Origin of the sequence: Escherichia sp. E4385, from assembly GCF_963883145.1 — a bacterium.
Classification (GTDB): Bacteria; Pseudomonadota; Gammaproteobacteria; order Enterobacterales; family Enterobacteriaceae; genus Escherichia.
In genome coordinates this window covers 63,778-87,929 of the sequence record NZ_CAWOOJ010000016.1, presented here as the reverse complement: position 1 = coordinate 87,929, position 24,152 = coordinate 63,778, and the positions used below count along the sequence as shown (strand labels likewise).

Sequence of the window (24,152 nt, the reverse complement as noted above, 5' to 3'; positions counted from 1 at the left end):
AGGAGACGATCATGACCAACAATCCCCCTTCAGCACAGATTAAGCCCGGCGAGTATGGTTTCCCCCTCAAGTTAAAAGCCCGCTATGACAACTTTATTGGCGGCGAGTGGGTCGCGCCCGCCGATGGCGAGTATTACCAGAACCTGACGCCGGTAACCGGGCAGTTGTTGTGCGAAGTGGCGTCTTCGGGCAAACGAGATATCGATCTGGCGCTGGATGCTGCGCATAAAGTGAAAGATAAATGGGCGCATACCTCGGTGCAGGATCGCGCAGCGATTCTGTTTAAGATTGCCGATCGGATGGAGCAGAACCTCGAGCTGTTAGCGACGGCAGAAACCTGGGATAACGGCAAACCCATTCGCGAAACCAGTGCTGCCGATGTGCCGCTGGCGATTGACCATTTCCGCTATTTCGCCTCGTGTATTCGGGCGCAGGAAGGCGGGATCAGTGAAGTTGATAGCGAAACCGTGGCTTATCACTTCCACGAACCGTTAGGTGTGGTGGGGCAGATTATCCCGTGGAACTTCCCGCTGCTGATGGCGAGCTGGAAAATGGCTCCCGCGCTGGCGGCGGGCAACTGCGTGGTGCTGAAACCCGCACGACTTACCCCGCTTTCTGTACTGCTGCTAATGGAAATCGTCGGTGATTTACTGCCGCCGGGCGTGGTGAACGTGGTCAACGGTGCGGGCGGCGAAATTGGCGAATATCTGGCGACTTCAAAACGTATTGCCAAAGTGGCATTTACTGGCTCAACGGAAGTGGGTCAGCAGATTATGCAGTACGCCACGCAAAACATTATTCCGGTGACGCTGGAGCTGGGCGGTAAATCGCCCAATATCTTCTTTGCTGACGTGATGGATGAAGAAGATGCCTTTTTCGATAAGGCGCTGGAAGGCTTTGCATTGTTTGCTTTTAACCAGGGCGAAGTCTGTACCTGCCCAAGCCGTGCTTTAGTGCAGGAGTCTATCTACGAACGCTTCATGGAACGCGCCATCCGCCGTGTTGAAAGTATTCGTAGCGGTAACCCGCTCGACAGCGTGACACAAATGGGCGCGCAGGTATCTCACGGGCAACTGGAAACCATCCTCAATTACATTGATATCGGTAAAAAAGAGGGCGCAGATGTGCTCACCGGCGGGCGGCGCAAGTTGCTGGAAGGCGAGCTGAAAGATGGTTACTACCTTGAACCGACTATCCTGTTTGGTCAGAACAATATGCGTGTTTTCCAGGAAGAAATATTTGGCCCGGTGCTGGCGGTAACCACCTTTAAAACGATGGACGAGGCGCTGGAGCTGGCGAACGACACACAATATGGCCTGGGTGCAGGCGTCTGGAGTCGTAACGGCAATCTGGCCTATAAGATGGGGCGCGGCATTCAGGCCGGGCGCGTGTGGACCAACTGTTATCACGCTTACCCGGCACACGCAGCGTTTGGCGGCTACAAACAGTCGGGCATCGGACGCGAAACCCATAAGATGATGCTGGAGCATTATCAGCAAACCAAGTGTCTGCTGGTGAGCTACTCGGATAAACCGTTGGGGCTGTTCTGATGTAAGAAGCTGATCGCATCGGGTATTCATTGCCTGATGCGACGCTTACGCGTCTTATTATGCCTACGGGGGTGCATATTTTTACACCTGACCGTAGGCCGGATAAGGCCTTCACGCCGCATCCGGCATAAACAAAGCGCACGTTGTTACAATTTACGTTTTAAACCTACGTGCGCAATAACCCAGACTACGCCAACAGAAGTGCATTTCTGGGGCGTGTTTTGCCAGGAGTTTAATCTCGCGTTTCGATGGTGAGCGGGCAAACCAGGCTGTACAACCACAAACCAAAACAAGCGATAGTGCCAATCACCACGGTGAGGAACACACTGACTGACAGGCCTGCAAGCATTCCTGCGGGCAGGGCCAGCAGGCCGTGGATTACGGTGTCGTTCCATCTGACCTGATCGTAGCCAAACATGCCTAAAACGCCGCAAACCAGGCCGTAAATCACCATTGGTGTTCCGAGACCAATCAATAATAAACGGTAGATAATTGAAGGTTTAATACGCTTAATCTGTACTGTGGATGTTTTACTGGAGTTATTCATTAGTTTGGCCAATAGTTCCATTATTTCAATATGATAAGCCTCAACCTGTTTAAAAGCCAGACAGCACATTTCAGAAAGTATATAAAAAACAATATGTCGTTATATAAATAAGGAAATTGCACTGCATCATGGCATTTCATAATATGCGTTAATTGTTCTTTTTTATATTCTCTGAGGAAAATATGTTCCTGGATTATTTTGCACTGGGAGTGCTTATTTTTGTATTCCTGGTAATCTTCTATGGGATTATTATTTTACATGATATTCCCTACCTGATAGCGAAAAAACGCAACCATCCTCATGCCGATGCCATTCATGTTGCCGGTTGGGTGAGTTTGTTTACGCTGCATGTTATCTGGCCCTTTTTGTGGATTTGGGCCACGCTTTACCGCCCGGAGCGGGGATGGGGAATGCAAAGCCATGATTCATCCGTTATGCAACTGCAACAGCGCATTGCCGGGCTGGAGAAACAGCTCGCCGACATGAAAGCTCCTTCTGCCGAGTAATATTTATGGATTTACTGATTATTTTGACCTATGTGGCTTTCGCATGGGCAATGTTTAAGATTTTTAAAATCCCCGTGAATAAATGGACCATCCCTACTGCGGCACTGGGTGGCATATTTATTGTCAGCGGCTTAATTCTATTAATGAACTATAACCATCCATACACCTTTAAAGCGCAAAAAGCGGTTATTTCCATTCCGGTTGTTCCGCAGGTGACGGGTGTAGTAATTGAAGTGACGGACAAGAAAAATACGCTGATTAAAAAAGGTGAAGTGCTATTTCGACTGGATCCGACGCGTTATCAGGCGCGGGTGGATCGACTGATGGCGGATATCGTCACCGCAGAACATAAACAGCGGGCATTGGGGGCAGAGTTAGATGAGATGGCGGCGAATACCCAGCAGGCAAAGGCCACACGGGATAAATTTGCCAAAGAGTACCAGCGTTACGCACGCGGCAGCCAGGCGAAAGTAAATCCGTTTTCAGAACGGGATATCGATGTGGCGCGGCAAAACTATCTGGCGCAGGAAGCCTCAGTGAAGTCATCGGCGGCGGAACAAAAACAGATCCAGAGTCAACTGGATAGCCTGGTGTTGGGGGAACATTCTCAAATCGCCAGCCTGAAAGCGCAGCTTGCGGAAGCAAAATATAACCTTGAGCAGACGGTAGTGCGTGCGCCGAGCGATGGTTACGTGACCCAGGTCCTGATTCGTCCAGGAACGTATGCCGCGTCGCTGCCGCTGCGTCCGGTAATGGTGTTTATACCCGATCAGAAACGACAAATTGTGGCGCAGTTCCGCCAGAACTCCTTGCTGCGACTGGCTCCTGGCGACGATGCGGAAGTGGTGTTTAATGCCCTGCCAGGTAAGGTCTTCAGCGGTAAGCTGGCTGCCATTAGTCCAGCCGTTCCCGGCGGGGCTTATCAGTCGACCGGCACTTTACAGTCCTTAAATACAGCACCAGGTTCTGATGGCGTTATCGCGACTATTGAGCTGGATGAGCATACTGATTTGAGCGCATTACCAGACGGTATTTACGCCCAGGTGGCGGTCTATTCCGATCATTTCAGCCATGTTTCGGTCATGCGCAAAGTGCTGTTACGCATGACCAGCTGGGTGCATTACCTTTATCTCGACCATTAATCTTTGTTTTCCGCCGCTTGTTCAGGCCGCAGTTGCTGCGACTGGGCAAGCTGGTGGCGAATTTCACGCAGCATCTCGTCCAACACATACTGGACCCGCCAGGGCTGGTATTCCCGTTTACGGAAGATAGCCACCAGATCCAGCCACCATTCATACGGTTGCTGAAAGCAGGGGATCAGCGTGCCGTCTTGCAGGTCGCTCTGCACACTTTTGTCTGGCGCAAACACTATCCCCAGGTGATTTCGCGCCAGCTCCAGCGCCGACTGAGTATTGTCACAGACGTAATTTCCCTTAACACGATAATCACGTACTTCTTTACTTCCGGCGACGTTGAAGCGCCAGATATTTGCGTCATCGATCATCATCGAGTCGATCAAAATACAGGAGTGATGTTCAAGTTCGTCTGGTCGGCTAATGGGGTGTTTCTCAAGATAAGTTTGGCTGGCATAGGCGGTTACTGCATATTGCGTAATAAAACTGGCAACCAGCGATTCATCTTTTGGCGGCGCGTAGCTGATTAAAACATCACAATCATCGGGAAATTCGACACCTTCATAAAAGGCGTTGCGCTCAAGATTGCAGGTTTTTAGCGATAAGGTGATTTCACCGATATCTTTAATTTTGTCGATAACGTGTTTGGATAAATAGGTAATAATGCCAGTTGGTGCGTAGATGGTAACCCGACCACGTTTCTCATGCTTATAATCTGCAATAAAATTATTAAGCTGCTCGTTTCTGTCGAGCATATCATTAATGTACGGTAATAGCGCGGTTCCAAAAGGCGTCAGCATCAATTGCCGTGTGGTTCTGTCAAAGACTTTTAAGCCCACTTTTGATTCAAAATCAGCAAGATATTTACTGACATTGGCCTGCGCGATGCCAAGCACGGTGGCCGCATGGCTGATATTTTCACTGGCAGCGATTACCGAGATAATTTTTAACTCCCGGTACTTGAGTTGTAATTTTGTCATCGCAACAGTCCAATTTATATATAATTTTATATATTACTATATAAATATGAATCTTGCACCGGAGAAATTGTAAGTATTACTATGCCGACTCTTTTTTATCTTAATTTAAAATGGAATGTCGGACATGTTAATTAACCGCAATATTGTGGCGTTATTTTTTATGCCTTTTATGGCAAGTGCAACTGCCGCAGAATTATCTGTTGGTGCTGGCGCAGTTTATAATGAATCGCCTTATCGCGGTTATAATGAAAATACCAAAGCAATTCCGCTGATCAGTTATGAGGGCGATTCTTTTTATGTCCGCCAGACGACGTTGGGTTTTATTCTGTCGCAAAGTGAAAAAAATGAACTTAGCCTGACTGCATCCTGGATGCCGCTGGAATTTGATCCTGCCGATAATGACGACCATGCTATGCAACAACTCGATAAGCGTGACAGTACGGCAATGGCGGGAGTTGCCTGGTATCACCATGAGCGTTGGGGGACCGTGAAAGCTTCTGCGGCAGCTGATGTTCTGGATAACAGTAACGGTTGGGTAGGTGAGTTATCGTTATTCCACAAAATGCAGATAGGTCGCCTGTCGCTGACACCTGCTCTTGGCGTTCTCTATTATGACGAGAATTTCAGTGACTATTACTATGGCATTTCAGAGAGCGAGTCTCGTCGCAGCGGTCTGGCGAGTTATACCGCGCAGGATGCCTGGGTGCCTTATGTCAGCCTGACGGCAAAATACCCCATCGGAGAACACGTCGTATTAATGGCGAGTGCCGGATACAGTGAGCTGCCAGAAGAGATTACTAACAGCCCAATGATTGACCGTAATGAAAGTTTTACTTTTGTCACCGGCGTGAGTTGGCGTTTTTAATTGACTGGGTAGAAAAACTGACCGGAATCATCTCGGGCATTCCCCTATGAAAAGTACGGCATTGATAATCATTTTCAATATCATTTAATTAACTATAATGAACCAACTGCTTACGCGGCATTAACAATCGGCCGCCCGACAATACTGGAGATGAATATGAGCTATACCCTGCCATCCCTGCCGTATGCTTACGATGCCCTGGAACCGCACTTCGATAAGCAGACCATGGAAATCCACCACACCAAACACCATCAGACCTACGTCAACAACGCCAACGCGGCGCTGGAAAGCCTGCCAGAATTCGCTAACCTGCCGGTTGAAGAGCTGATCACCAAACTGGACCAGCTGCCAGCAGACAAAAAAACCGTTCTGCGCAACAACGCTGGCGGTCACGCTAACCACAGTCTGTTCTGGAAAGGTCTGAAAAAAGGCACCACCCTGCAGGGCGATCTGAAAGCGGCTATCGAACGTGATTTCGGTTCCGTTGATAACTTCAAAGCAGAATTTGAAAAAGCGGCAGCTTCCCGCTTTGGTTCCGGCTGGGCATGGCTGGTGCTGAAAGGCGATAAACTGGCGGTGGTTTCTACTGCTAACCAGGACTCCCCGCTGATGGGCGAAGCCATTTCTGGCGCTTCCGGCTTCCCGATTGTGGGCCTGGATGTGTGGGAACACGCTTACTACCTGAAATTCCAGAACCGTCGTCCGGACTACATCAAAGAGTTCTGGAACGTAGTGAACTGGGATGAAGCTGCGGCACGTTTCGCGGCGAAAAAATAATCGCATCTTGCCTGCTGCAATGAGGCGTTTACGCCTCTTGTCAGCATAAAAAACAAACCATCGTGCATAACGGTGGTTTTTTTGTGATCAATTTCAAAAGAAAAACAATGATCCTATAAAATTAAAACGATGTTTCAATTGGTGTGGTGTTGATCACTTTTATTGCCATGATGAATGTCTATCTTCGTTTCCATCAACACTGATGCTCCGTTAAGGAACTTCGCATCAGCCTATAAAAATATGCCAACAGGTGATGGAAATGCAGATAAAACGCACGATAGAGAAAATCCCGGGGGGGATGATGCTCATCCCGCTGTTCCTTGGCGCACTGTGTCATACCTTCTCGCCGGGGGCGGGGAAATATTTTGGATCATTCACCAACGGGATGATTACTGGCACGGTGCCTATCCTGGCGGTGTGGTTTTTCTGCATGGGGGCGTCTATCAAATTAAGCGCGACGGGAACAGTGTTGCGTAAATCCGGTACGCTGGTGATAACCAAAATTGCCGTTGCGTGGGTGGTTGCGGCCATTGCTTCGCGCATTATTCCTGAGCACGGTGTCGAAGTTGGATTTTTTGCCGGGCTTTCAACGCTGGCGCTGGTGGCGGCAATGGACATGACCAACGGCGGTCTGTATGCCTCTATCATGCAACAGTACGGCACCAAAGAAGAGGCCGGGGCATTTGTGTTGATGTCGCTGGAATCTGGTCCGCTAATGACGATGATTATTCTGGGAACCGCCGGGATTGCTTCGTTTGAACCGCATGTTTTCGTTGGCGCAGTATTGCCGTTCCTGGTGGGCTTCGCGCTGGGGAACCTTGATTCTGAATTGCGCGAGTTTTTTAGCAAAGCGGTGCAGACGCTGATTCCGTTCTTTGCCTTCGCGCTGGGCAATACCATTGATTTAACCGTGATTGCCCAGACCGGTTTGTTGGGGATCCTGTTGGGTGTGGCGGTGATTATCGTGACCGGTATTCCGTTGATTATTGCCGATAAATTGATTGGCGGTGGCGATGGCACTGCCGGAATTGCCGCCTCCAGTTCTGCCGGGGCCGCGGTGGCAACGCCGGTACTGATTGCGGAAATGATCCCGGCCTTTAAACCGATGGCGCCTGCGGCAACTTCGTTGGTGGCGACGGCGGTAATTGTGACGTCGATTCTGGTGCCAATTCTTACCTCTGTCTGGTCACGTAAAGCCAAAGCCAGAGTGGCGAAGATCGAAATTCTGGGTACGGTGAAATAACCTCTCTTATTCCATATCATCGCCGGATGAATTGACGTTCATCCGGCGTTTTACCTTAAATAACAAATACCTCATCAATCGTCCGACATTCGCTTTCTGTTAACTCCCCACCGGCATTGCGCGACACACCTGTGCAGTAACCAAACTTACGTGATACCACCGTCTTGATGGTGGTGACAAAATCTTCACCGATGGCGTAGATGGACATATAGGTGCCGATCTGTTGCTGAATATCTTGTAAAGCTGCCAGGTCGCCGCGTTTGAAGGCTTCGCGGGCTTCGACAAACAGCTCTGGCATAACGTTATTTAAGCCAGAGATTATCCCCGCACCGCCAGCCAGCAAATTAGGAATGAAATATTCGTCATACCCCGAAAGCACCGCAAAATCAGGACGCACAGCCTGAGTTGCCTGAATCATGCTGCGGGTGTGTGACTGGCAATCGACGGTATCTTTAATTCCGGCAAACTCAGGAAACTCACTCGCCAGTGTGGCGACCAGGTCAGGGGTTAAATCACAACCGGTCCGCGCCGGGAAGTTATATGCGAACCATTTGCCCTGTAATTCGCGACCCAGATGGCGGAAATAGCTTAATAATTGCTTCGCCGTCTGGCCGTAGTAATAAGGCGGGAGGATCATCACTGCATCATAGCCCGTGCGATACGCTTCTTGCGCCATAATCAGTACATCATGCGTGCATGTGGACGAGACGTTGGCCACCATTTTTAGCTTGCTCATGGCTCGTGCTTCACGAATAAGCATGAGCCTCTCTTCCAGGGTGAAGGAGGCAAACTCACCAATGCTTCCCATTAGCAATATCACATCGATATTAGCGTCAGTGAGTCGCTGCAGATGCTGCTTCAATCCGTTAAGGTCTACATTCCCGTCTTTATCCATCGGCGTGATGGAAGGACACCAGACGCCAGAAAACAGTGATTTATCAGCCACGCGGTAAACTCCTCATAATGAAATGGTGTTTCAAAAAACATCTCATTGATAACATGTCTACAGTTTTGTCATGTGAACCGTGCTCTCATTTTGCGCGCCTGACGTAAAATAAATATGGTCTAATGGGGAAATTTCTCGGTGGAGAGGGAACAGATGCGATATCCAGTTGATGTATACGTAGGCAAAATTCGGGATTATCCGGAAAGCCGTCCAAGTGCAATTGCGAAAATGCAGGTCGATGGCGAGTTGATGTTGACAGAACTGGGGCTGGAAGGCGACGAACAGGCAGAGAAAAAGATTCACGGCGGGCCAGACAGGGCGCTGTGTCATTATCCTCGCGAGCATTATCTCTACTGGGCGCGGGAATTTCCGGAACAGGCAGAGTTGTTTGTTGCACCTGCGTTTGGTGAAAACCTCTCAACCGACGGTCTGACGGAAAGCAATGTTTATATTGGCGATATTTTCCGCTGGGGAGAGGCGTTGATTCAGGTCACCCAGCCGCGCTCTCCGTGCTACAAACTCAATTACCACTTTGATATCAGTGATATAGCTCAGTTGATGCAAAACACGGGTAAAGTCGGCTGGCTGTATAGCGTGATTGCGTCGGGGCTGGTATCTGCTGATGCGCCGCTGGAGTTGGTTTCCCGCGTTAGCGATGTGACCGTGCAAGAGGCTGCCGCCATCGCATGGCATATGCCGTTTGATGATGAGCAGTATCACCGCTTGCTTTCCGCAGCCGGGCTATCGAAAAGCTGGACGCGGACGATGCAGAAACGCCGACTTAGCGGCAAGATTGAAGATAATTCGCGGCGGTTGTGGGGGAAATAACCCCCGGAGAGTAGGCCTGATAAGACGCTATCAGCGTCGCATCAGGCATCATGCTCAGACGCCGGATGCGGCGTAAACGCCTTATCCGATCTACAAAAGCGGAGTTTAACTCCGCTTATACAGCGGCAGCCAAATCACCAGACGTAAACCGCCCAGCGGGCTGTCTTCCGCTTTCACCCAACCACGGTGCTGCTGAATGGCGGTTTCGACAATCGCCAGCCCCAAACCTGTACCGCCAGATTCACGATCGCGCGCTTCATCTGTACGATAGAACGGGCGGAAAATCTGTTCGCGATCTTCCGGGCTAACGCCAGGACCATCGTCGTCCACCGTAATGGTGATACCGTCTTTATCTACCGCAAAGCCCACTTCAATCTTCGTATGGGAATAACGCAGAGCATTACGAACAATGTTTTCCAGCGCACTTTCCAGGGCGTTCGGGTTGCCGTACAGCGGCCACGGCCCTGGCGGGAAGTTAACCGTAAACGACTTGCCCATCTGTTCCGCTTCGAATGCCGCGTTATCCAGCACTTCGTTCCACAACTGGTTGGCTTTGATTGTCTCGCTCACCAGCGCGTTTTTCTGCTGATTACGTGACATCACCAACAGGTCGTTGATCATGCTGTCCAGACGCTGGGCTTCGGTTTCAATACGCTCCAGTTCCTTGCTTTCACCACTACGACGACGCAGTAACGCTGTACCCAGTTGCAGACGCGTCAGCGGCGTGCGCAGCTCGTGAGAGATATCAGAAAGCAGGCGCTGCTGGGAGGTCATCATGCGTTCCAGTGCGGTCACCATCTGGTTAAAACTGGCACCTGCGGCAAGAAATTCTTGTGGCCCCGCTTCCAGTTCCGGATGCTGGCGTAAGTTCCCCTGGGCAACTTCATCGGCTGCGTTTTTCAGCTTACGCGCCGGTTTTGCCAGGCTCCAGGCCAACCACAACAGCAGCGGCGTACTGACCAGCATGGTGACAATCAGCAGTAATAGCGGGCGGTCAAACAGTAAGTTAATGAAATCGGATTGAGAACTGCTGGCCGGGCGAATCAGATACAGTTGGTAATTATCTTCGCCATCACGCACGGAGAATGGTCCCACCAGTTCCACGCGACCATACTTTTTCTTCTGCGGATGATCGGCGTTATCGGCCTGACCAATAAAGTTGCGAATGATCTGCATTTCGCTGCGTTCAGCGCCGATCACGCGGCCTTCAGTGGTCACCAGTAATAAACGCTGGCCTGGTGGCGCCCACTTATCAATGGCCCGGAACAGGCGACGCCACCACATTAAATCGTTGGGTGGATCGTTCGCCAGTTCCGCTTCGACATGCTGCTCAATCATCAGCCCCTGACGCTGTTCGCTATCCAGAAGCTCGGTCATCTGGCGTGAATCGAGCTTGGGTAACATCAAAACCAGCATCAACACCAGCGCCAGCGTCAGCCAGAAGATGGCGAAGATGCGCGCGGTTAAGCTGCCTATCATGAAGCGGAAACCATCAGATAGCCGCGACCACGCAATGTTTTAAACCACGGATGACCGTCTTTACGATCCGGCAGCTTACGACGCAGGTTGGAAATATGCATATCGATAGCACGGTCGAAAGGCGTCAGGCGTTTGCCCAGCACTTCCTGGCTTAAATGCTCGCGAGAAACCACCTGACCCAGATGCTGCGCCAGTAGGTAGAGCAGGGTAAATTCAGTACCGGTTAACTCCAGTGTTTGCCCGTCGAAGCTGGCTTCCTGACGGCCTGGATTCAGCACTAAGGCGTCAACTTCCAGCGTCGGCGAACCGTTATCGCTGTTCTGCTGTTGCTCGCTCCAGTGCGAACGGCGCAGGATCGCGCGAATACGCGCAACCAGTTCACGGTCGTTAAACGGCTTCGGGAGATAGTCATCCGCACCCAGCTCAAGGCCGAGGACGCGATCAAGTTCACTGCCGCGAGCCGTCAACATAATGACTGGCGTCTGGTGTGTCTGGCGAAGTGTTTTCAGCGTATCGATACCATTTTTCTTCGGCATCATCACATCAAGCAAAAGTAAATCAATGCTGTCGTCCAGAAGAGCAAGCGCCTGTTCCCCATCGTGGGCAACAATCACGTTGAAGCCTTCCATCTCGAGCAGCTCCTTTAACAGGGATGTCAGCTCTCGGTCATCATCAACTAACAGGATTTTATTCATTGTTTAAATACCTCCGAGGCAGAAATTACGTCATCAGACGTCGCTAATCCATGACTTTACGTTGTTTTACACCCCCTGACGCATGTTTGCAGCCTGAATCGTAAACTCTCTATCGTTGAATCGCGACAGAAAGATTTGGGAGCAAATGATGCGCATAGTTACCGCTGCCGTCATGGCCTCAACGCTGGCAGTCAGTTCATTAAGCCACGCTGCTGAAGTCGGTTCAGGCGATAACTGGCATCCGGGAGAAGAACTTACGCAGCGCAGTACGCAGAGCCATATGTTCGACGGCATAAGTTTAACCGAACATCAGCGTCAGCAGATGCGAGATCTTATGCAACAGGCCCGGCACGAACAGCCACCTGTTAATGTTAGCGAACTGGAGACAATGCATCGCCTTGTCACCGCAGAAAATTTTGATGAAAACGCTGTGCGCGCACAGGCAGAAAAAATGGCGAACGAGCAAATAGCTCGTCAGGTTGAGATGGCAAAAGTCCGCAACCAAATGTATCGCCTGTTAACGCCGGAGCAGCAAGCGGTTTTAAACAAGAAACATAAACAACGAATGGAACAGTTGCGCGACGTGACGCAATGGCAAAAAAGTTCATCGTTGAAGCTATTGAGTAGTAGCAACTCACGTTCCCAGTAGTAAACCCTGTTTTCCTTGCCATAGACACCATCCCTGTCTTCCCCCACATGATGTGGGGGTTTTTTTTATCCGCAATTTGCCTGTTACTTGATGCATTGCAGATGATTTGCATCCGTTATACTACCGTCAGTTGATAGCGGGAGTATTTATGAATCAATCTTATGGGCAGCTGGTCAGTCGGGCAGCGATTGCTGCAACGGCGATGGCTTCGCTGTTATTACTGATTAAAATTTTTGCATGGTGGTATACCGGATCAGTGAGTATTCTCGCTGCGCTGGTGGATTCGCTGGTGGATATCGGCGCGTCATTAACTAACTTATTGGTCGTGCGTTACTCACTGCAACCTGCCGACGATAATCACTCCTTTGGTCACGGTAAAGCTGAATCGCTCGCCGCGCTGGCGCAAAGTATGTTTATCTCCGGCTCCGCGCTGTTCCTGTTTTTGACCGGTATTCAGCATTTGGTTTCTCCGACACCGATGAAAGACCCGGGTGTTGGGGTTATCGTGACTATTGTGGCGCTAATTTGTACGATTATTCTTGTCTCGTTTCAGCGTTGGGTCGTTCGCCGGACGCAAAGTCAGGCAGTGCGGGCAGATATGCTACATTATCAGTCTGATGTTATGATGAACGGCGCGATTTTGCTGGCGCTGGGATTGTCCTGGTACGGCTGGCATCGTGCTGATGCCCTGTTTGCTTTGGGAATCGGCATCTATATTTTATATAGCGCGTTACGCATGGGGTATGAGGCGGTCCAGTCATTATTGGATCGCGCGCTGCCCGATGGCGAACGACAGGAAATTATTGATATCGTGACTTCCTGGCCGGGAGTTAGCGGCGCTCACGATCTTCGCACGCGGCAGTCAGGGCCGACCCGCTTTATTCAGATTCATTTGGAAATGGAAGACTCTCTGCCTTTGGTTCAGGCACATATGGTGGCGGATCAGGTAGAGCAGGCTATTTTACGGCGTTTTCCGGGTTCAGATGTGATTATCCATCAGGATCCTTGTTCTGTCGTACCCAGGGAGAGTAAACGGTCTACGCTTTCATAATCCGTACAAAAGAGAGCCAGACCCGCATTTTGTGTATAAAATACCGCCATTTGGCCTGACCTGAATCAATTCAGCAGGAAGTGATTGTTATACTATTTGTACATTCGTTGGATCACTTCGATGTGCAAGAAGACTTCCGGCAACAGATTTCATTTTGCATTCCAAAGTTCAGAGGTAGTCATGATTAAGAAAATCGGTGTGTTGACAAGCGGCGGTGATGCGCCAGGCATGAACGCCGCAATTCGCGGGGTTGTTCGTTCTGCGCTGACAGAAGGTCTGGAAGTAATGGGTATTTATGACGGCTATCTGGGTCTGTATGAAGACCGTATGGTACAGCTAGACCGTTACAGCGTGTCTGACATGATCAACCGTGGTGGTACATTCCTCGGTTCTGCGCGCTTCCCGGAATTCCGCGACGAGAACATCCGCGCCGTGGCTATCGAAAACCTGAAAAAACGTGGTATCGACGCGCTGGTGGTTATCGGCGGTGACGGTTCCTACATGGGGGCAATGCGTCTGACCGAAATGGGCTTCCCGTGCATCGGCCTGCCGGGCACCATCGACAACGACATCAAAGGTACTGACTACACCATTGGTTTCTTCACGGCATTGAGCACCGTTGTTGAAGCTATCGACCGTCTGCGTGACACCTCTTCTTCTCACCAACGTATTTCCGTGGTGGAAGTGATGGGCCGCTACTGTGGCGATCTGACTCTGGCTGCGGCTATTGCTGGTGGCTGTGAATTCGTTGTGGTTCCGGAAGTTGAATTCAGCCGTGACGATCTGGTAAACGAAATCAAAGCCGGTATCGCGAAAGGTAAAAAACACGCGATTGTGGCGATCACTGAACATATGTGTGACGTCGACGAGCTGGCACACTTCATCGAAAAAGAAACTGGCCGTGAAACCCGCGCAACTGTGCTGGGCCACATCCAGCGCGGTGGTTCCCCGGTACCTTACGACCGTATTCTGGCTTCCCGTATGGGCGCTTACGCTATCGATCTGCTGCTGGCAGGTTACGGCGGTCGTTGCGTAGGTATCCAGAACGAACAGCTGGTTCACCACGACATCATCGATGCTATCGAAAACATGAAGCGTCCGTTCAAAGGTGACTGGCTGGACTGCGCGAAAAAACTGTATTAATGATTTCGGAAAAAGGCAGATTTCTTTAGCCTGAAACCGATGACAGAGGCAAAAATGCCTGATGCGCTTTGCTTATCAGGCCTACATGAATTCTGCAATCTATTGAGTTTGCAAGCTTTTGTAGGTCGGATAAGCTGCATCCGGCATGAACAAAGCGCACTTTGTCAGCAATATGAGGCGGATTTCTTCCGCCTTTTTAACTCCCCCATATATACCCGCAAGTTATATCCAATCTTTTTTTATTCTTTAATGTTTGAATCCCTTTCTGGCACGCTTTGTTCATCACAACACAACATAAGAGAGCCGGGCGATGAACAAGTGGGGCGTAGGGTTAACTTTATTACTGGCAGCGACCAGCGTTATGGCAAAGGATATTCAGCTTCTTAACGTTTCGTATGATCCAACGCGCGAACTGTACGAGCAGTACAACAAAGCCTTCAGCGCCCACTGGAAACAGCAAACCGGCGATAACGTGGTGATTCGCCAGTCGCACGGCGGTTCGGGTAAACAGGCGACGTCGGTAATCAATGGCATAGAAGCTGATGTCGTCACGCTGGCGCTAGCCTATGACGTGGATGCCATTGCTGAACGTGGTCGTATCGATAAAGCGTGGATCAAGCGTCTGCCGGATAACTCCGCACCTTATACTTCTACCATTGTCTTCCTGGTGCGCAAGGGCAATCCGAAGCAGATTCACGACTGGAACGATTTGATTAAGCCTGGTGTTTCGGTGATCACCCCGAACCCGAAAAGTTCTGGTGGTGCTCGCTGGAACTACCTGGCCGCCTGGGGCTACGCCTTGCATCACAACAACAACGATCAGGCAAAAGCGCAGGAATTCGTGCAGTCGTTGTATAAAAACGTCGAAGTACTGGATTCTGGTGCGCGCGGTTCAACGAATACCTTTGTTGAGCGCGGCATTGGCGACGTGCTGATTGCCTGGGAAAACGAAGCTCTGCTGGCGGCGAATGAACTGGGGAAAGATAAATTCGAAATCGTCACGCCGAGCGAATCTATTCTCGCAGAACCTACGGTGTCAGTTGTCGATAAAGTGGTAGAGAAAAAAGGCACTAAAGAGGTGGCGGAAGCTTACCTGAACTATCTCTACTCGCCAGAAGGCCAGGAGATTGCGGCTAAAAACTACTATCGTCCGCGCGATCCTCAGGTAGCGAAAAAATATGAAAATGCCTTTCCGAAGCTGAAGTTATTCACCATTGATGAAGAGTTCGGTGGCTGGACGAAAGCGCAAAAAGAGCATTTCTCTAACGGCGGTACGTTTGACCAAATCAGCAAACGTTAATTTTGTTGAAGGCAATCAGACCCGGTGGCATCTCGCGACCGGGTTTTTTATTTGTCACGATTTTGCGTTACCCTTGCATCTCTTTGAGGTACAGGAAAAAAAGATGAAAAAAGCAGGTCTTCTTTTTTTAGCGATGATGGTTATCGCTGTTGCTGCTGCAGGCATTGGTTACTGGAAATTGACCGGTGAAGAGTCGGACACGTTGCGCCAGATTGCCCTTGAGCAATGTTTACCCAACCAGCAGCAAAACCAAAGCCCTTCGCCATGTGCGGAAGTCAAACCCAATGCCGGATATGTGGTTTTAAAAGACCTCAACGGTCCTCTGCAATATTTGTTGATGCCAACGTATCGTATTAACGGCACTGAAAGTCCATTGTTAACCGATCCTTCAACGCCTAATTTCTTCTGGTTAGCCTGGCAGGCGCGTGATTTTATGAGCAAAAAATACGGCCAGCCAATCCCCGATCGCGCGGTATCTCTGGCGATTAACTCCCGTACCGGACGCACGCAAAACCATTTTCATATCCATATCTCTTGTATTCGTCCTGATGTGCGCGAACAACTGGATAATAATCTGGCGAATATCAGCACCCGTTGGTTACCGCTGCCCGGAGGGCTGCGTGGGCATGAATACCTGGCACGTAGGGTAACTGAAAGCGAGCTGGTAAAACGGAGTCCGTTTATGATGCTGGCAGAAGAAGTGCCAGAGGCACGGGAACATATGGGCAGTTACGCGCTGGCGATGGTGCGGCAGAGTGATAACTCGTTTGTATTGCTGGCGACGCAGCGCAATCTGCTGACGCTGAATCGTGCTTCAGCCGAGGAACTTCAGGATCATCAGTGTGAGATTTTGCGTTAAAGCGAGGAGTTGTTGAGGAAAGCTAAGTGCCGGATGCGATATCCGGCACCAGTCAGACTTAAGCCTGTTTAGCCGCTTCTGCAGCTTTAACGATCACTGCGAAGGCGTCAGCTTTCAGAGAAGCACCGCCAACCAGCGCACCGTCGATGTCCGGCTGAGCGAACAGTTCTGCGGCGTTAGACGCGTTTACAGAACCGCCGTACTGGATGATCACTTGTTCAGCGATGTTAGCGTCAACTTTAGCGATGTGGTCACGGATAAATTTGTGAACAGCCTGAGCCTGCGCCGGAGTTGCAGATTTGCCAGTACCGATTGCCCATACTGGTTCGTAAGCGATTACCGCACCTTCGAATGCCGCAGCACCCTGAGTTTTCAGTACCGCGTCGATCTGACGTGCGCAAACTTCTTCAGTTTTGCCCGCTTCGTTTTCAGCTTCGGTTTCACCGATGCACAGAACCGGAGTCAGACCCTGCTCTTTCAGCACCGCGAATTTTTTCGCGATCAGTTCGTCAGACTCTTTGTGGTAAGTACGACGTTCAGAGTGACCGATGATGATGTACTGTGCGCCGATGTCTTTCAGCATAGCAGCAGAGGTTTCACCAGTGAATGCGCCGGACAGGTTCAGATCCACGTTCTGCGCACCCAGCATGATGTGGCTGCCTTCAGCTTCACGCTTCGCCATATCGATGTACATTTCTGGTGGCGCGATTGCAACGCCACAGCCATCAACGCCTGCCAGCTCTTTACGCAGGTTAGAAACCAGCTCATGAACCATGTGGCGGCTGCCGTTCAGTTTCCAGTTACCCATCACTAAAGGATGTCGCATTTTAATTCTCCACGCTTATAAGCGAATAAAGGAAGATGGCCGCCCCGCGGGGCAGCAGGTCTGTGAAACAGTATAGAGATTCATCACTGGAAAGGCTTTGCTTTTTGTCATTTATTCAACCCTTCAAGCGATTCAGATAGCGCCAGCTTAATCGGTTCAACAGCGAAGGTCAGTCCCTTTTCGCCGTTGTCCGCGACAACATAGCGCAGTGCGCCTTCTGTCTCTGTGTAATAACGTTTGTTTTTCCCCGCAGTAAGGAGCGACTGTAGCTTTTTCTGGCTTTGTGTTTTGGTCATCAGCGGGGTGAGTGTGCGGATCACCGCCGCCATGTATTCATGAGCTTTTGCTTTGGCGGCTTTTTGCTCTGGTCCCTGGATTGGTAGCCAGGTAATTTGAATGCTTTTGATTTTTAAAGTGCCACGCTCCAGCGCCGTAGAGGCATACAAGTTCTCGTTAATTTTACTGGCGGCGCGAGTCAGATTGGCTTTGTCGGGGCTGCTGTCGATGGCGCGAAACTCGTTCAGTGGCAGGTTGGGGTTCTGGCTGTTAAAGTTTTCTCGAAACTGGCTGATGGAGAGATCGAAGGTAGGGGCGCCAGCAAGTAGATAGGGCGCAGTGGTCGCCGTACCTGGTGTTTGTGCATGCACCGTTGTGCTAACGGCTGATGCAGAACATAAGAGAAAAAACAGCGTAAACCCTGGCTTCATCGACAGTACCTTTTGTTATGACTGGCTCCGATTAAAACGATATCTGTCTCCCTTGTCAAAAGGGTAGAATCCTGGAAAAGACAACCATCAAGGAACTTACATGACCATACAGCAATGGTTATTCTCGTTTAAAGGGCGTATTGGGCGCCGTGATTTCTGGATTTGGATTGGCCTCTGGTTCGTTGGCATGCTGGTGCTTTTCTCACTGGCAGGTAAAAACTTACTCGATATCCAGACCGCCGCGTTTTGCCTGGTGTGCTTACTTTGGCCGACCGCGGCAGTAACGGTCAAACGACTGCACGATCGCGGGCGTTCCGGCGCATGGGCATTTTTAATGATTGTAGCGTGGATGCTGCTGGCGGGTAACTGGGCGATTTTACCGGGCGTCTGGCAATGGACGGTGGGGCGTTTTGTCCCGACGTTGATTCTGGTGATGATGCTTATTGATCTTGGCGCATTTGTCGGTACGCAGGGCGAAAATAAATTTGGCAAAGATACTCTGGATGTGAAGTATAAAGCCGACAATAAATCAAGTAATTAACCTTTAATATATCTTTTATTGCTATTTTTTTCCGGGATCGTTATTTCCACGCTGGAAATGACAATGCCCGGAAAATCCTCCTCATTTCCTCACCTTAAGCAATATCAAAAAAAATGGTAATCCATAAGATCATTACTTGTTTGTTCTTCTCTTAACGGCGCATTATTCTTAAGTCGTAATCGACAGAGAGGCGAATATACAGAGGTGCCCTATGAAAGATGTCGTAGATAAATGCAGTACTAAAGGATGTGCGATTGATATCGGTACGGTGATTGATAACGACAACTGTACCAGTAAGTTTTCGCGCTTTTTTGCCACCCGCGAAGAAGCAGAGTCCTTTATGACCAAACTGAAAGAGCTTGCCGCCACTGCATCCTCTGCGGATGAAGGGGCCAGCGTGGCCTATAAGATTAAGGACCTGGAGGGGCAAGTTGAGCTTGATGCGGCCTTCACCTTCTCATGCCAGGCCGAGATGATTATTTTTGAGTTATCCCTGCGTTCGTTAGCTTGATGGAGTCGCTTTAGAAGGAGTTAAACATGGCTTATAAACACATTGGCGTGGCAATTTCCGGAAATGAAGAAGATGCCTTACTGGTGAACAAAGCCCTGGATCTCGCCAGACATAATGACGCTCACCTGACATTGATTCATATTGATGATGGCTTAAGCGAGTTGTATCCGGGCATTTACTTCCCTGCAACAGAAGATATTCTTCAACTGTTGAAAGATAAGTCAGATAACAAGCTGTATAAACTGACGAAAAATATTCAGTGGCCGAAAACCAAACTGCGTATTGAGCGCGGAGAAATGCCGGAAACACTGCTGGAAATTATGCAACAAGAGCAGTGCGACCTCCTTGTCTGTGGTCATCACCACTCATTTATCAACCGTTTGATGCCGGCATACCGCGGGATGATCAATAAGTTGAATGCGGACCTGCTCATCGTGCCGTTTATCGATAAGTAACCGCTTACCAGTAATGCTCCGCTGTCATGTGGCCCGGTCGACGACGTAAATGTTTCGTCATCTGCCGGGTTTCTTTTAGCAGCTGTTGCGTATCGCGCACCATTTGCGGATTACCACACAGCATCACATGACTGGTTTCTTTATCCATTGCCAGGCCAACCGCGTTTTCCAGTTCACCGCTTTCAATTAACGCCGGTATTCGCCCGGTGAGCGAACCCGCAGCCGTTTCCCGACTGACCACCGTCTGAATGCGCAGTTTCCCTTCGTAGCGTTTTTCCAGTTCTTGCATCAGCGGCAGATAGCTTAAGTCGGCGGCATATCGTGCGGCGTGAACCAGCACCAGGTTTTTGAAGCGATCTAAATCTTTGCCCAATTGCAGAATTGATAAATAAGGGCCAATCGCTGTACCGGTTGCCAGCATCCACAGTGTTTCGCAGTCCGGCACTTCATCCAGCACAAAGAAGCCAGCCGCCTCGCTAACCACTTGCACTTCGTCACCCGGTTTTAGCGCCGCCAGTCGCGGGCTTAATTTGCCATCGGGGACGGTGACCAGGTAAAACTCCAGATCAGGATTGTCGGGCGAGTTAACGTAAGAGTAGGCACGCTGAACGCGTTCGCCGTCAATTTCAAGGCCAAGCTTGGTGAATTGCCCGGCAGTAAACGGAAGCACGGGAGCGTGAACGGTGAGACTAAACAGGGCGTCGGTCCAGTTCTGCACTTTAGTGACTTTGCCTGTTACCCAATCAGCCATGTTTTTCTCCTGTTTTGATTGACTTGCCTTATCTTCGTTCTCCGAACAAAAAAATTCCAGTCCCGAAGGACTGGAAGGCTCAATCGATCAAATCACTCAGAGAATGTGCACCTGCATATCCGGGTCTTTACGATCCAGATAGTGAATCGACTGAATTCGACGAATAGTGCGGGATTTACCACGGATCAGCAGCGTTTCGGTGGTGGCGATATTGCCTTTGCGGCTAATACCTTCCAGTAGATCGCCCTTGGTGATACCGGTGGCGGAAAAGATGACGTTATCGCTGCGCGCCATATCGCCCAGACGCAACACTTTACCCGCTTCGATGCCCATTGCTTTGCAGCGTGCCAGTTCCTGTTCACCAATGCGGCGATTTTCTGCGTTGTCGCCTTTAACGTCATGACGCGCCAGCAGACGGCCATTCATATCGCCATCTAACGCCCGAATCACCGCCGCAGAAACCACGCCTTCCGGCGCGCCGCCAATGCCGTAAAGCACGTCAACTTCGCTGTCTGGCATACAGGTGAGAATTGAGGCCGCAACGTCGCCGTCTGGAATAGCAAACACGCGCACGCCGAGTTGCTGCATTTCTGCGATAACGGCATCGTGGCGTGGTTTCGCCAGAATCGTTACCGTCAGTTCGCTCAATGGTTTGCCGAGCGCAGCGGCAACATTGCGCAGGTTATCCGCCAACGGCAGATTCAGGTCAATGGCGCCCTTGGCTCTCGGTCCGACGATCAGCTTTTCCATATACATATCTGGCGCGTTGAGGAAGCAGCCTTTATCGCCTACTGCCAGCACCGCCAGCGCGTTAGCCTGGCCCATCGCCGTCATGCGCGTGCCTTCAATCGGATCAACAGCAATATCCACTGCATCACCGCGACCAGTACCGACTTTTTCACCAATGTAGAGCATCGGTGCTTCGTCGATTTCACCTTCACCAATGACGATGGTGCCGTCAATGTTGACCTGGTTGAGCATTATGCGCATGGCGTTAACCGCTGCGCCGTCAGCGGTATTTTTATCGCCGCGTCCTAACCATTTGTAGCCAGCCAGCGCCGCAGATTCGGTGACGCGGGAAAATTCGATGGCAAGTTCTCGTCTCATAGCAAACTCTAAGCAGTAAGGAATGGCGCGAAGTGTAGCACAGGGGAGGGAGCGGATTATTGATGTGTGCGGGGGTTGCCCCCGCACGATTTCAGAGTCTGCGACATGCCGGATGCGGCGTGAACGCCTTATCCGGTCTACACAAAATGGCATCGGCTCGTAGGCCTGATAAGACGCGTAAGCGTCGCATCAGGCAATCAGCATCAGGCAATCGGTTCAGGTGCCTGACATTACTCGTCGTGTTCTTCCCAGGCCATCGCGCGTTTGACCGCTTTTTTCCAGCCAGCGTAACGGTAATTACGCTCAGTGGTTTCGATGCCAGGACGGAACTCGCGTTCAATCACCGCTTTCTCTTGCAGCTCGTCGAGATTCTGCCAGAAGCCAACCGCCAGACCAGCAAGATAGGCCGCACCCAACGCAGTCACTTCGCGAACTTCCGGGCGCTCAACGCGCGTGCCGAGAATATCGGACTGGAACTGCATCAGGAAGTTATTTGCCACCGCGCCACCATCCACGCGCAGTGCGTGCAGACGAATACCGGAGTCGGCCTGCATCGCTTCCAGTACGTCACGCGTCTGATAAGCAATAGACTCCAGCGTCGCACGGATGATGTGGTTGGCGTTCACCCCACGCGTTAAGCCGAAAATGGCCCCGCGCGCATACGGATCCCAGTAGGGCGCACCCAGCCCGGTAAACGCCGGAACGACATACACACCATTGGTGTTTTGTACTTTAGTGGCAAAGTATTCGGAATCGTAGGCGTCGTTAATCAACTTCATTTCATCGCGTAGCCACTGAATGGATGCGCCCGCCATAAATACCGCACCTTCCAGTGCGTAGTTTACTTCTCCGCTCGGGCCACAGGCGATGGTGGTCAGCAGACCATTTTCTGATTTCACTGCTTTCTCGCCGGTGTTCATCAGCATAAAGCAGCCGGTACCGTAGGTATTCTTCGCCATCCCTTCTTTCACGCACAACTGGCCGAAGAGTGCCGCCTGCTGGTCGCCCGCAATCCCGGCGATCGGAATACGCGTGCCGCCTTTGCCGCCAATGTTGGTCTGACCGTACACTTCGGAAGAACGACGTACTTCTGGCAGCATCTCACGCGGGATATCCAGCGCGTCGAGCATTTTGTCGTCCCAGTCCAGAGTATGGATGTTGAATAACATGGTACGAGACGCATTAGTGTAATCAGTGACGTGAACGCGGCCCTGAGTCATTTTCCAGATAAGCCAGGTATCAACCGTACCAAACAGCAGTTCACCACGGCGTGCACGCTCGCGGGAACCTTCCACATGGTCGAGGATCCACTTCACTTTGGTGCCAGAGAAGTACGGGTCAATCACCAGACCGGTGTTGTTACGAATGTACTCTTCCATGCCGTCACGCTTGAGATGCTCACAGATCTCGGCGGTACGACGGCACTGCCAGACAATAGCGTTATAGATAGGCTTGCCGGTTTCTTTTTCCCAGACGATGGTGGTTTCACGCTGGTTCGTAATACCGATAGCTGCAATTTGATCGGAATTAATATCTGCTTTCGCCAGCACTTCTACCAGTGTGGAGCTTTGGGTGGCCCAGATTTCCATCGGGTCGTGTTCTACCCAGCCTGGTTTTGGGTAAATTTGCTCAAATTCGCGCTGTGACACGCTAATGATATTGGCATCGTGATCCATCACGACCGCGCGGGAGCTGGTGGTGCCCTGGTCGAGCGCAACGATATATTTTTTTTCAGTCATGTTTAATTGTCCCGTAGTCACATTACAGCGAAGCTTTTTGTTCTGAAGGAGTTGTGATCTCCTTTTCTTCCACAACACAGATATCGCAAGGCAAATGGCGACCAATCAGTTTGCGGTAGGCGAATGCACCAACAATCGCGCCAACGATAGGGCCAAAAAGCGGCACCAGGAAGTAAGGAATGTCTCTGCCGCCGGTAAAGGCGACATTGCCCCAGCCCGCCAGCCAGGCAAAGGCTTTCGGACCGATATCACGTGCTGGGTTCATGGCAAAGCCCGTTAATGGACCCATAGATGCGCCAATGACCGCAATCAGTAGACCAATCAGCAAGGGAGCCAAAGGGCCGCGCGGTACGCCGTTACCATCGTCCGTTAACGCCAGGATCAGCCCCATCAGAATAGCGGTAATCACCATCTCAACTGCGAAGGCCTGCACAAAATTGATATGAGGGTTAGGATAAGTAGAGAAAGTACCCGCCAGATCAACACTTTCAACGCTTCCGCGAACAATATGATGGGTCTGCTCGAAGTCGAAGAATAAATTGTAGTAAAGCCCGTAAACTAATGCCGCAGCGCAGAAAGCTCCGGCGACTTGTGAAACGATATAAGGAATAACCTTGCGCTTGTCGAAACAGGCAAACAGCCACAGCGCAATGGTGACAGCTGGATTAAGATGTGCGCCGGAAACCCCTGCGGTTAGATAGATGGCCATCGCCACCCCCAGTCCCCAAATAACACTGATTTCCCACTGACCAAAAGACGCGCCAGCGACTTTAAGTGCAGCAACGCAACCGACACCGAAAAAAATCAACAACCCGGTACCGAGGAATTCAGCGATGCACTGGCCTTTCAAGGTTGATGTTTGACTCATAATCGGATCCTGAAGAGTTAATGTTTGTTGTATGCGTGAAAGTCACGGACCTCCACGATGCTTGTAGGCATGCTGTAAACTTATCGTTAACGAGCG

General features: G+C 50.6%; 26 protein-coding genes. 15 read left to right on the top strand and 11 right to left on the bottom strand.

Annotated elements, in window-relative coordinates; all coding sequences use genetic code 11:
• The first annotated feature begins 11 nt into the window (after positions 1–11).
• Positions 12–1,550: an aldehyde dehydrogenase AldB gene (gene aldB / locus AACS80_RS17040; protein WP_000183976.1), complete on the top strand. Its 1,539-nt coding sequence runs from the start codon at positions 12–14 to the stop codon at positions 1,548–1,550.
• Positions 1,551–1,782: 232 nt separating this feature from the next.
• On the opposite strand, the gene AACS80_RS17035 is transcribed toward aldB, so the two are convergent.
• Entirely contained in the window at positions 1,783–2,097 is a 315-nt protein-coding gene (locus tag AACS80_RS17035) for a hypothetical protein (RefSeq protein ID WP_138183886.1), read from the bottom strand.
• Positions 2,098–2,279: 182 nt separating this feature from the next.
• Between AACS80_RS17035 and AACS80_RS17030 the strand changes: the two genes are divergently transcribed.
• Both AACS80_RS17030 and AACS80_RS17025 read left to right on the top strand, forming a co-directional pair.
• A complete protein-coding gene (locus tag AACS80_RS17030; protein ID WP_130206646.1) occupies positions 2,280–2,603 on the top strand; it encodes a DUF3302 domain-containing protein in 324 nt (107 codons plus the stop codon).
• Between the two features lie 5 nt (positions 2,604–2,608).
• On the top strand, positions 2,609–3,745 hold the full coding sequence (locus AACS80_RS17025) for an HlyD family secretion protein (RefSeq protein ID WP_062883751.1): 1,137 nt from the start codon (positions 2,609–2,611) through the stop codon (positions 3,743–3,745).
• On the opposite strand, the gene AACS80_RS17020 is transcribed toward AACS80_RS17025, so the two are convergent.
• A complete protein-coding gene (locus AACS80_RS17020; protein ID WP_130206642.1) occupies positions 3,742–4,716 on the bottom strand; it encodes a LysR family transcriptional regulator in 975 nt (324 codons plus the stop codon). The two genes, AACS80_RS17025 and AACS80_RS17020, sit on opposite strands and share 4 nt — an antisense overlap.
• Positions 4,717–4,840: 124 nt before the next feature.
• On the opposite strand from AACS80_RS17020, the gene AACS80_RS17015 reads away from it, so the two are divergent.
• The 3 genes from AACS80_RS17015 to kdgT all read left to right on the top strand — a co-directional run bounded on the left by AACS80_RS17015 (position 4,841) and on the right by kdgT (position 7,601).
• Entirely contained in the window at positions 4,841–5,581 is a 741-nt protein-coding gene (locus AACS80_RS17015) for a MipA/OmpV family protein (protein WP_130206640.1), read from the top strand.
• 156 nt (positions 5,582–5,737) lie between these two features.
• Complete coding sequence (sodA, locus tag AACS80_RS17010) at positions 5,738–6,358, top strand: superoxide dismutase [Mn] (RefSeq protein WP_001361705.1); 621 nt, start codon at positions 5,738–5,740, stop codon at positions 6,356–6,358.
• A 259-nt stretch (positions 6,359–6,617) separates the two neighbouring features.
• A complete protein-coding gene (gene kdgT, locus AACS80_RS17005) occupies positions 6,618–7,601 on the top strand; it encodes a 2-keto-3-deoxygluconate transporter (protein ID WP_130206638.1) in 984 nt (327 codons plus the stop codon).
• Between the two features lie 55 nt (positions 7,602–7,656).
• On the opposite strand, the gene AACS80_RS17000 is transcribed toward kdgT, so the two are convergent.
• Complete coding sequence (locus tag AACS80_RS17000) at positions 7,657–8,547, bottom strand: dihydrodipicolinate synthase family protein (protein ID WP_135410660.1); 891 nt, start codon at positions 8,545–8,547, stop codon at positions 7,657–7,659.
• Between the two features lie 153 nt (positions 8,548–8,700).
• On the opposite strand from AACS80_RS17000, the gene yiiM reads away from it, so the two are divergent.
• Entirely contained in the window at positions 8,701–9,375 is a 675-nt protein-coding gene (gene yiiM, locus AACS80_RS16995) for a 6-hydroxyaminopurine reductase (protein ID WP_130259281.1), read from the top strand.
• Between the two features lie 105 nt (positions 9,376–9,480).
• Here the strand turns inward: yiiM and cpxA are convergent, their stop codons facing one another.
• Both cpxA and cpxR read right to left on the bottom strand, forming a co-directional pair.
• Positions 9,481–10,854 (bottom strand): envelope stress sensor histidine kinase CpxA, encoded by a 1,374-nt coding sequence (cpxA, locus tag AACS80_RS16990; protein ID WP_000580414.1) that lies wholly within the window; start codon positions 10,852–10,854, stop codon positions 9,481–9,483.
• Complete coding sequence (gene cpxR, locus AACS80_RS16985) at positions 10,851–11,549, bottom strand: envelope stress response regulator transcription factor CpxR (RefSeq protein WP_135410661.1); 699 nt, start codon at positions 11,547–11,549, stop codon at positions 10,851–10,853. Before cpxR ends, cpxA begins: the two co-directional genes overlap by 4 nt.
• Before the next feature lie 148 nt (positions 11,550–11,697).
• Here cpxR and cpxP point away from each other — a divergent pair, with 148 nt between their 5' ends.
• From cpxP to cdh, 5 genes are all read left to right on the top strand, one after another.
• Positions 11,698–12,198 carry a cell-envelope stress modulator CpxP gene (gene cpxP, locus AACS80_RS16980; RefSeq protein WP_135410685.1) on the top strand — a complete coding sequence of 167 codons (501 nt, stop codon included), beginning with the start codon at positions 11,698–11,700 and terminating at the stop codon, positions 12,196–12,198.
• 148 nt (positions 12,199–12,346) lie between these two features.
• Positions 12,347–13,249 (top strand): CDF family cation-efflux transporter FieF, encoded by a 903-nt coding sequence (gene fieF, locus AACS80_RS16975; protein WP_064530279.1) that lies wholly within the window; start codon positions 12,347–12,349, stop codon positions 13,247–13,249.
• Between the two features lie 180 nt (positions 13,250–13,429).
• Positions 13,430–14,392, top strand: coding sequence for a 6-phosphofructokinase (gene pfkA, locus AACS80_RS16970; RefSeq protein ID WP_032185626.1), 963 nt, complete (start codon positions 13,430–13,432; stop codon positions 14,390–14,392).
• A 310-nt stretch (positions 14,393–14,702) separates the two neighbouring features.
• A complete protein-coding gene (sbp, locus tag AACS80_RS16965) occupies positions 14,703–15,692 on the top strand; it encodes a sulfate/thiosulfate ABC transporter substrate-binding protein Sbp (protein WP_130206630.1) in 990 nt (329 codons plus the stop codon).
• Positions 15,693–15,795: 103 nt separating this feature from the next.
• On the top strand, positions 15,796–16,551 hold the full coding sequence (gene cdh, locus AACS80_RS16960; RefSeq protein WP_138183885.1) for a CDP-diacylglycerol diphosphatase: 756 nt from the start codon (positions 15,796–15,798) through the stop codon (positions 16,549–16,551).
• 58 nt (positions 16,552–16,609) lie between these two features.
• On the opposite strand, the gene tpiA is transcribed toward cdh, so the two are convergent.
• Complete coding sequence (gene tpiA / locus AACS80_RS16955) at positions 16,610–17,377, bottom strand: triose-phosphate isomerase (protein WP_130206626.1); 768 nt, start codon at positions 17,375–17,377, stop codon at positions 16,610–16,612.
• Between the two features lie 107 nt (positions 17,378–17,484).
• Positions 17,485–18,084 carry a YiiQ family protein gene (locus AACS80_RS16950; protein WP_130206624.1) on the bottom strand — a complete coding sequence of 200 codons (600 nt, stop codon included), beginning with the start codon at positions 18,082–18,084 and terminating at the stop codon, positions 17,485–17,487.
• A 100-nt stretch (positions 18,085–18,184) separates the two neighbouring features.
• Between AACS80_RS16950 and AACS80_RS16945 the strand changes: the two genes are divergently transcribed.
• The 3 genes from AACS80_RS16945 to uspD all read left to right on the top strand — a co-directional run bounded on the left by AACS80_RS16945 (position 18,185) and on the right by uspD (position 19,591).
• Positions 18,185–18,625 carry a DUF805 domain-containing protein gene (locus tag AACS80_RS16945; RefSeq protein WP_064530283.1) on the top strand — a complete coding sequence of 147 codons (441 nt, stop codon included), beginning with the start codon at positions 18,185–18,187 and terminating at the stop codon, positions 18,623–18,625.
• Positions 18,626–18,836: 211 nt separating this feature from the next.
• The gene (locus tag AACS80_RS16940; RefSeq protein WP_032204720.1) at positions 18,837–19,136 is read left to right on the top strand and encodes a DUF406 domain-containing protein; all 300 of its coding nucleotides are present in this window, start codon (positions 18,837–18,839) and stop codon (positions 19,134–19,136) included.
• Between the two features lie 26 nt (positions 19,137–19,162).
• The gene (gene uspD / locus AACS80_RS16935; protein ID WP_130259284.1) at positions 19,163–19,591 is read left to right on the top strand and encodes a universal stress protein UspD; all 429 of its coding nucleotides are present in this window, start codon (positions 19,163–19,165) and stop codon (positions 19,589–19,591) included.
• A gap of 4 nt (positions 19,592–19,595) precedes the next feature.
• Here the strand turns inward: uspD and fpr are convergent, their stop codons facing one another.
• From fpr to glpF, 4 genes are all read right to left on the bottom strand, one after another.
• Complete coding sequence (gene fpr / locus AACS80_RS16930) at positions 19,596–20,342, bottom strand: ferredoxin--NADP(+) reductase (protein WP_130258344.1); 747 nt, start codon at positions 20,340–20,342, stop codon at positions 19,596–19,598.
• A gap of 96 nt (positions 20,343–20,438) precedes the next feature.
• Positions 20,439–21,449 (bottom strand): class II fructose-bisphosphatase, encoded by a 1,011-nt coding sequence (glpX, locus tag AACS80_RS16925; protein WP_135410664.1) that lies wholly within the window; start codon positions 21,447–21,449, stop codon positions 20,439–20,441.
• A gap of 230 nt (positions 21,450–21,679) precedes the next feature.
• Positions 21,680–23,188: a glycerol kinase GlpK gene (gene glpK, locus AACS80_RS16920; RefSeq protein ID WP_130206616.1), complete on the bottom strand. Its 1,509-nt coding sequence runs from the start codon at positions 23,186–23,188 to the stop codon at positions 21,680–21,682.
• Positions 23,189–23,210: 22 nt separating this feature from the next.
• Positions 23,211–24,056, bottom strand: a complete 846-nt coding sequence (gene glpF, locus AACS80_RS16915) for a glycerol uptake facilitator protein GlpF (protein WP_130206614.1) — start codon at positions 24,054–24,056, stop codon at positions 23,211–23,213.
• Positions 24,057–24,152: the final 96 nt, after the last annotated feature.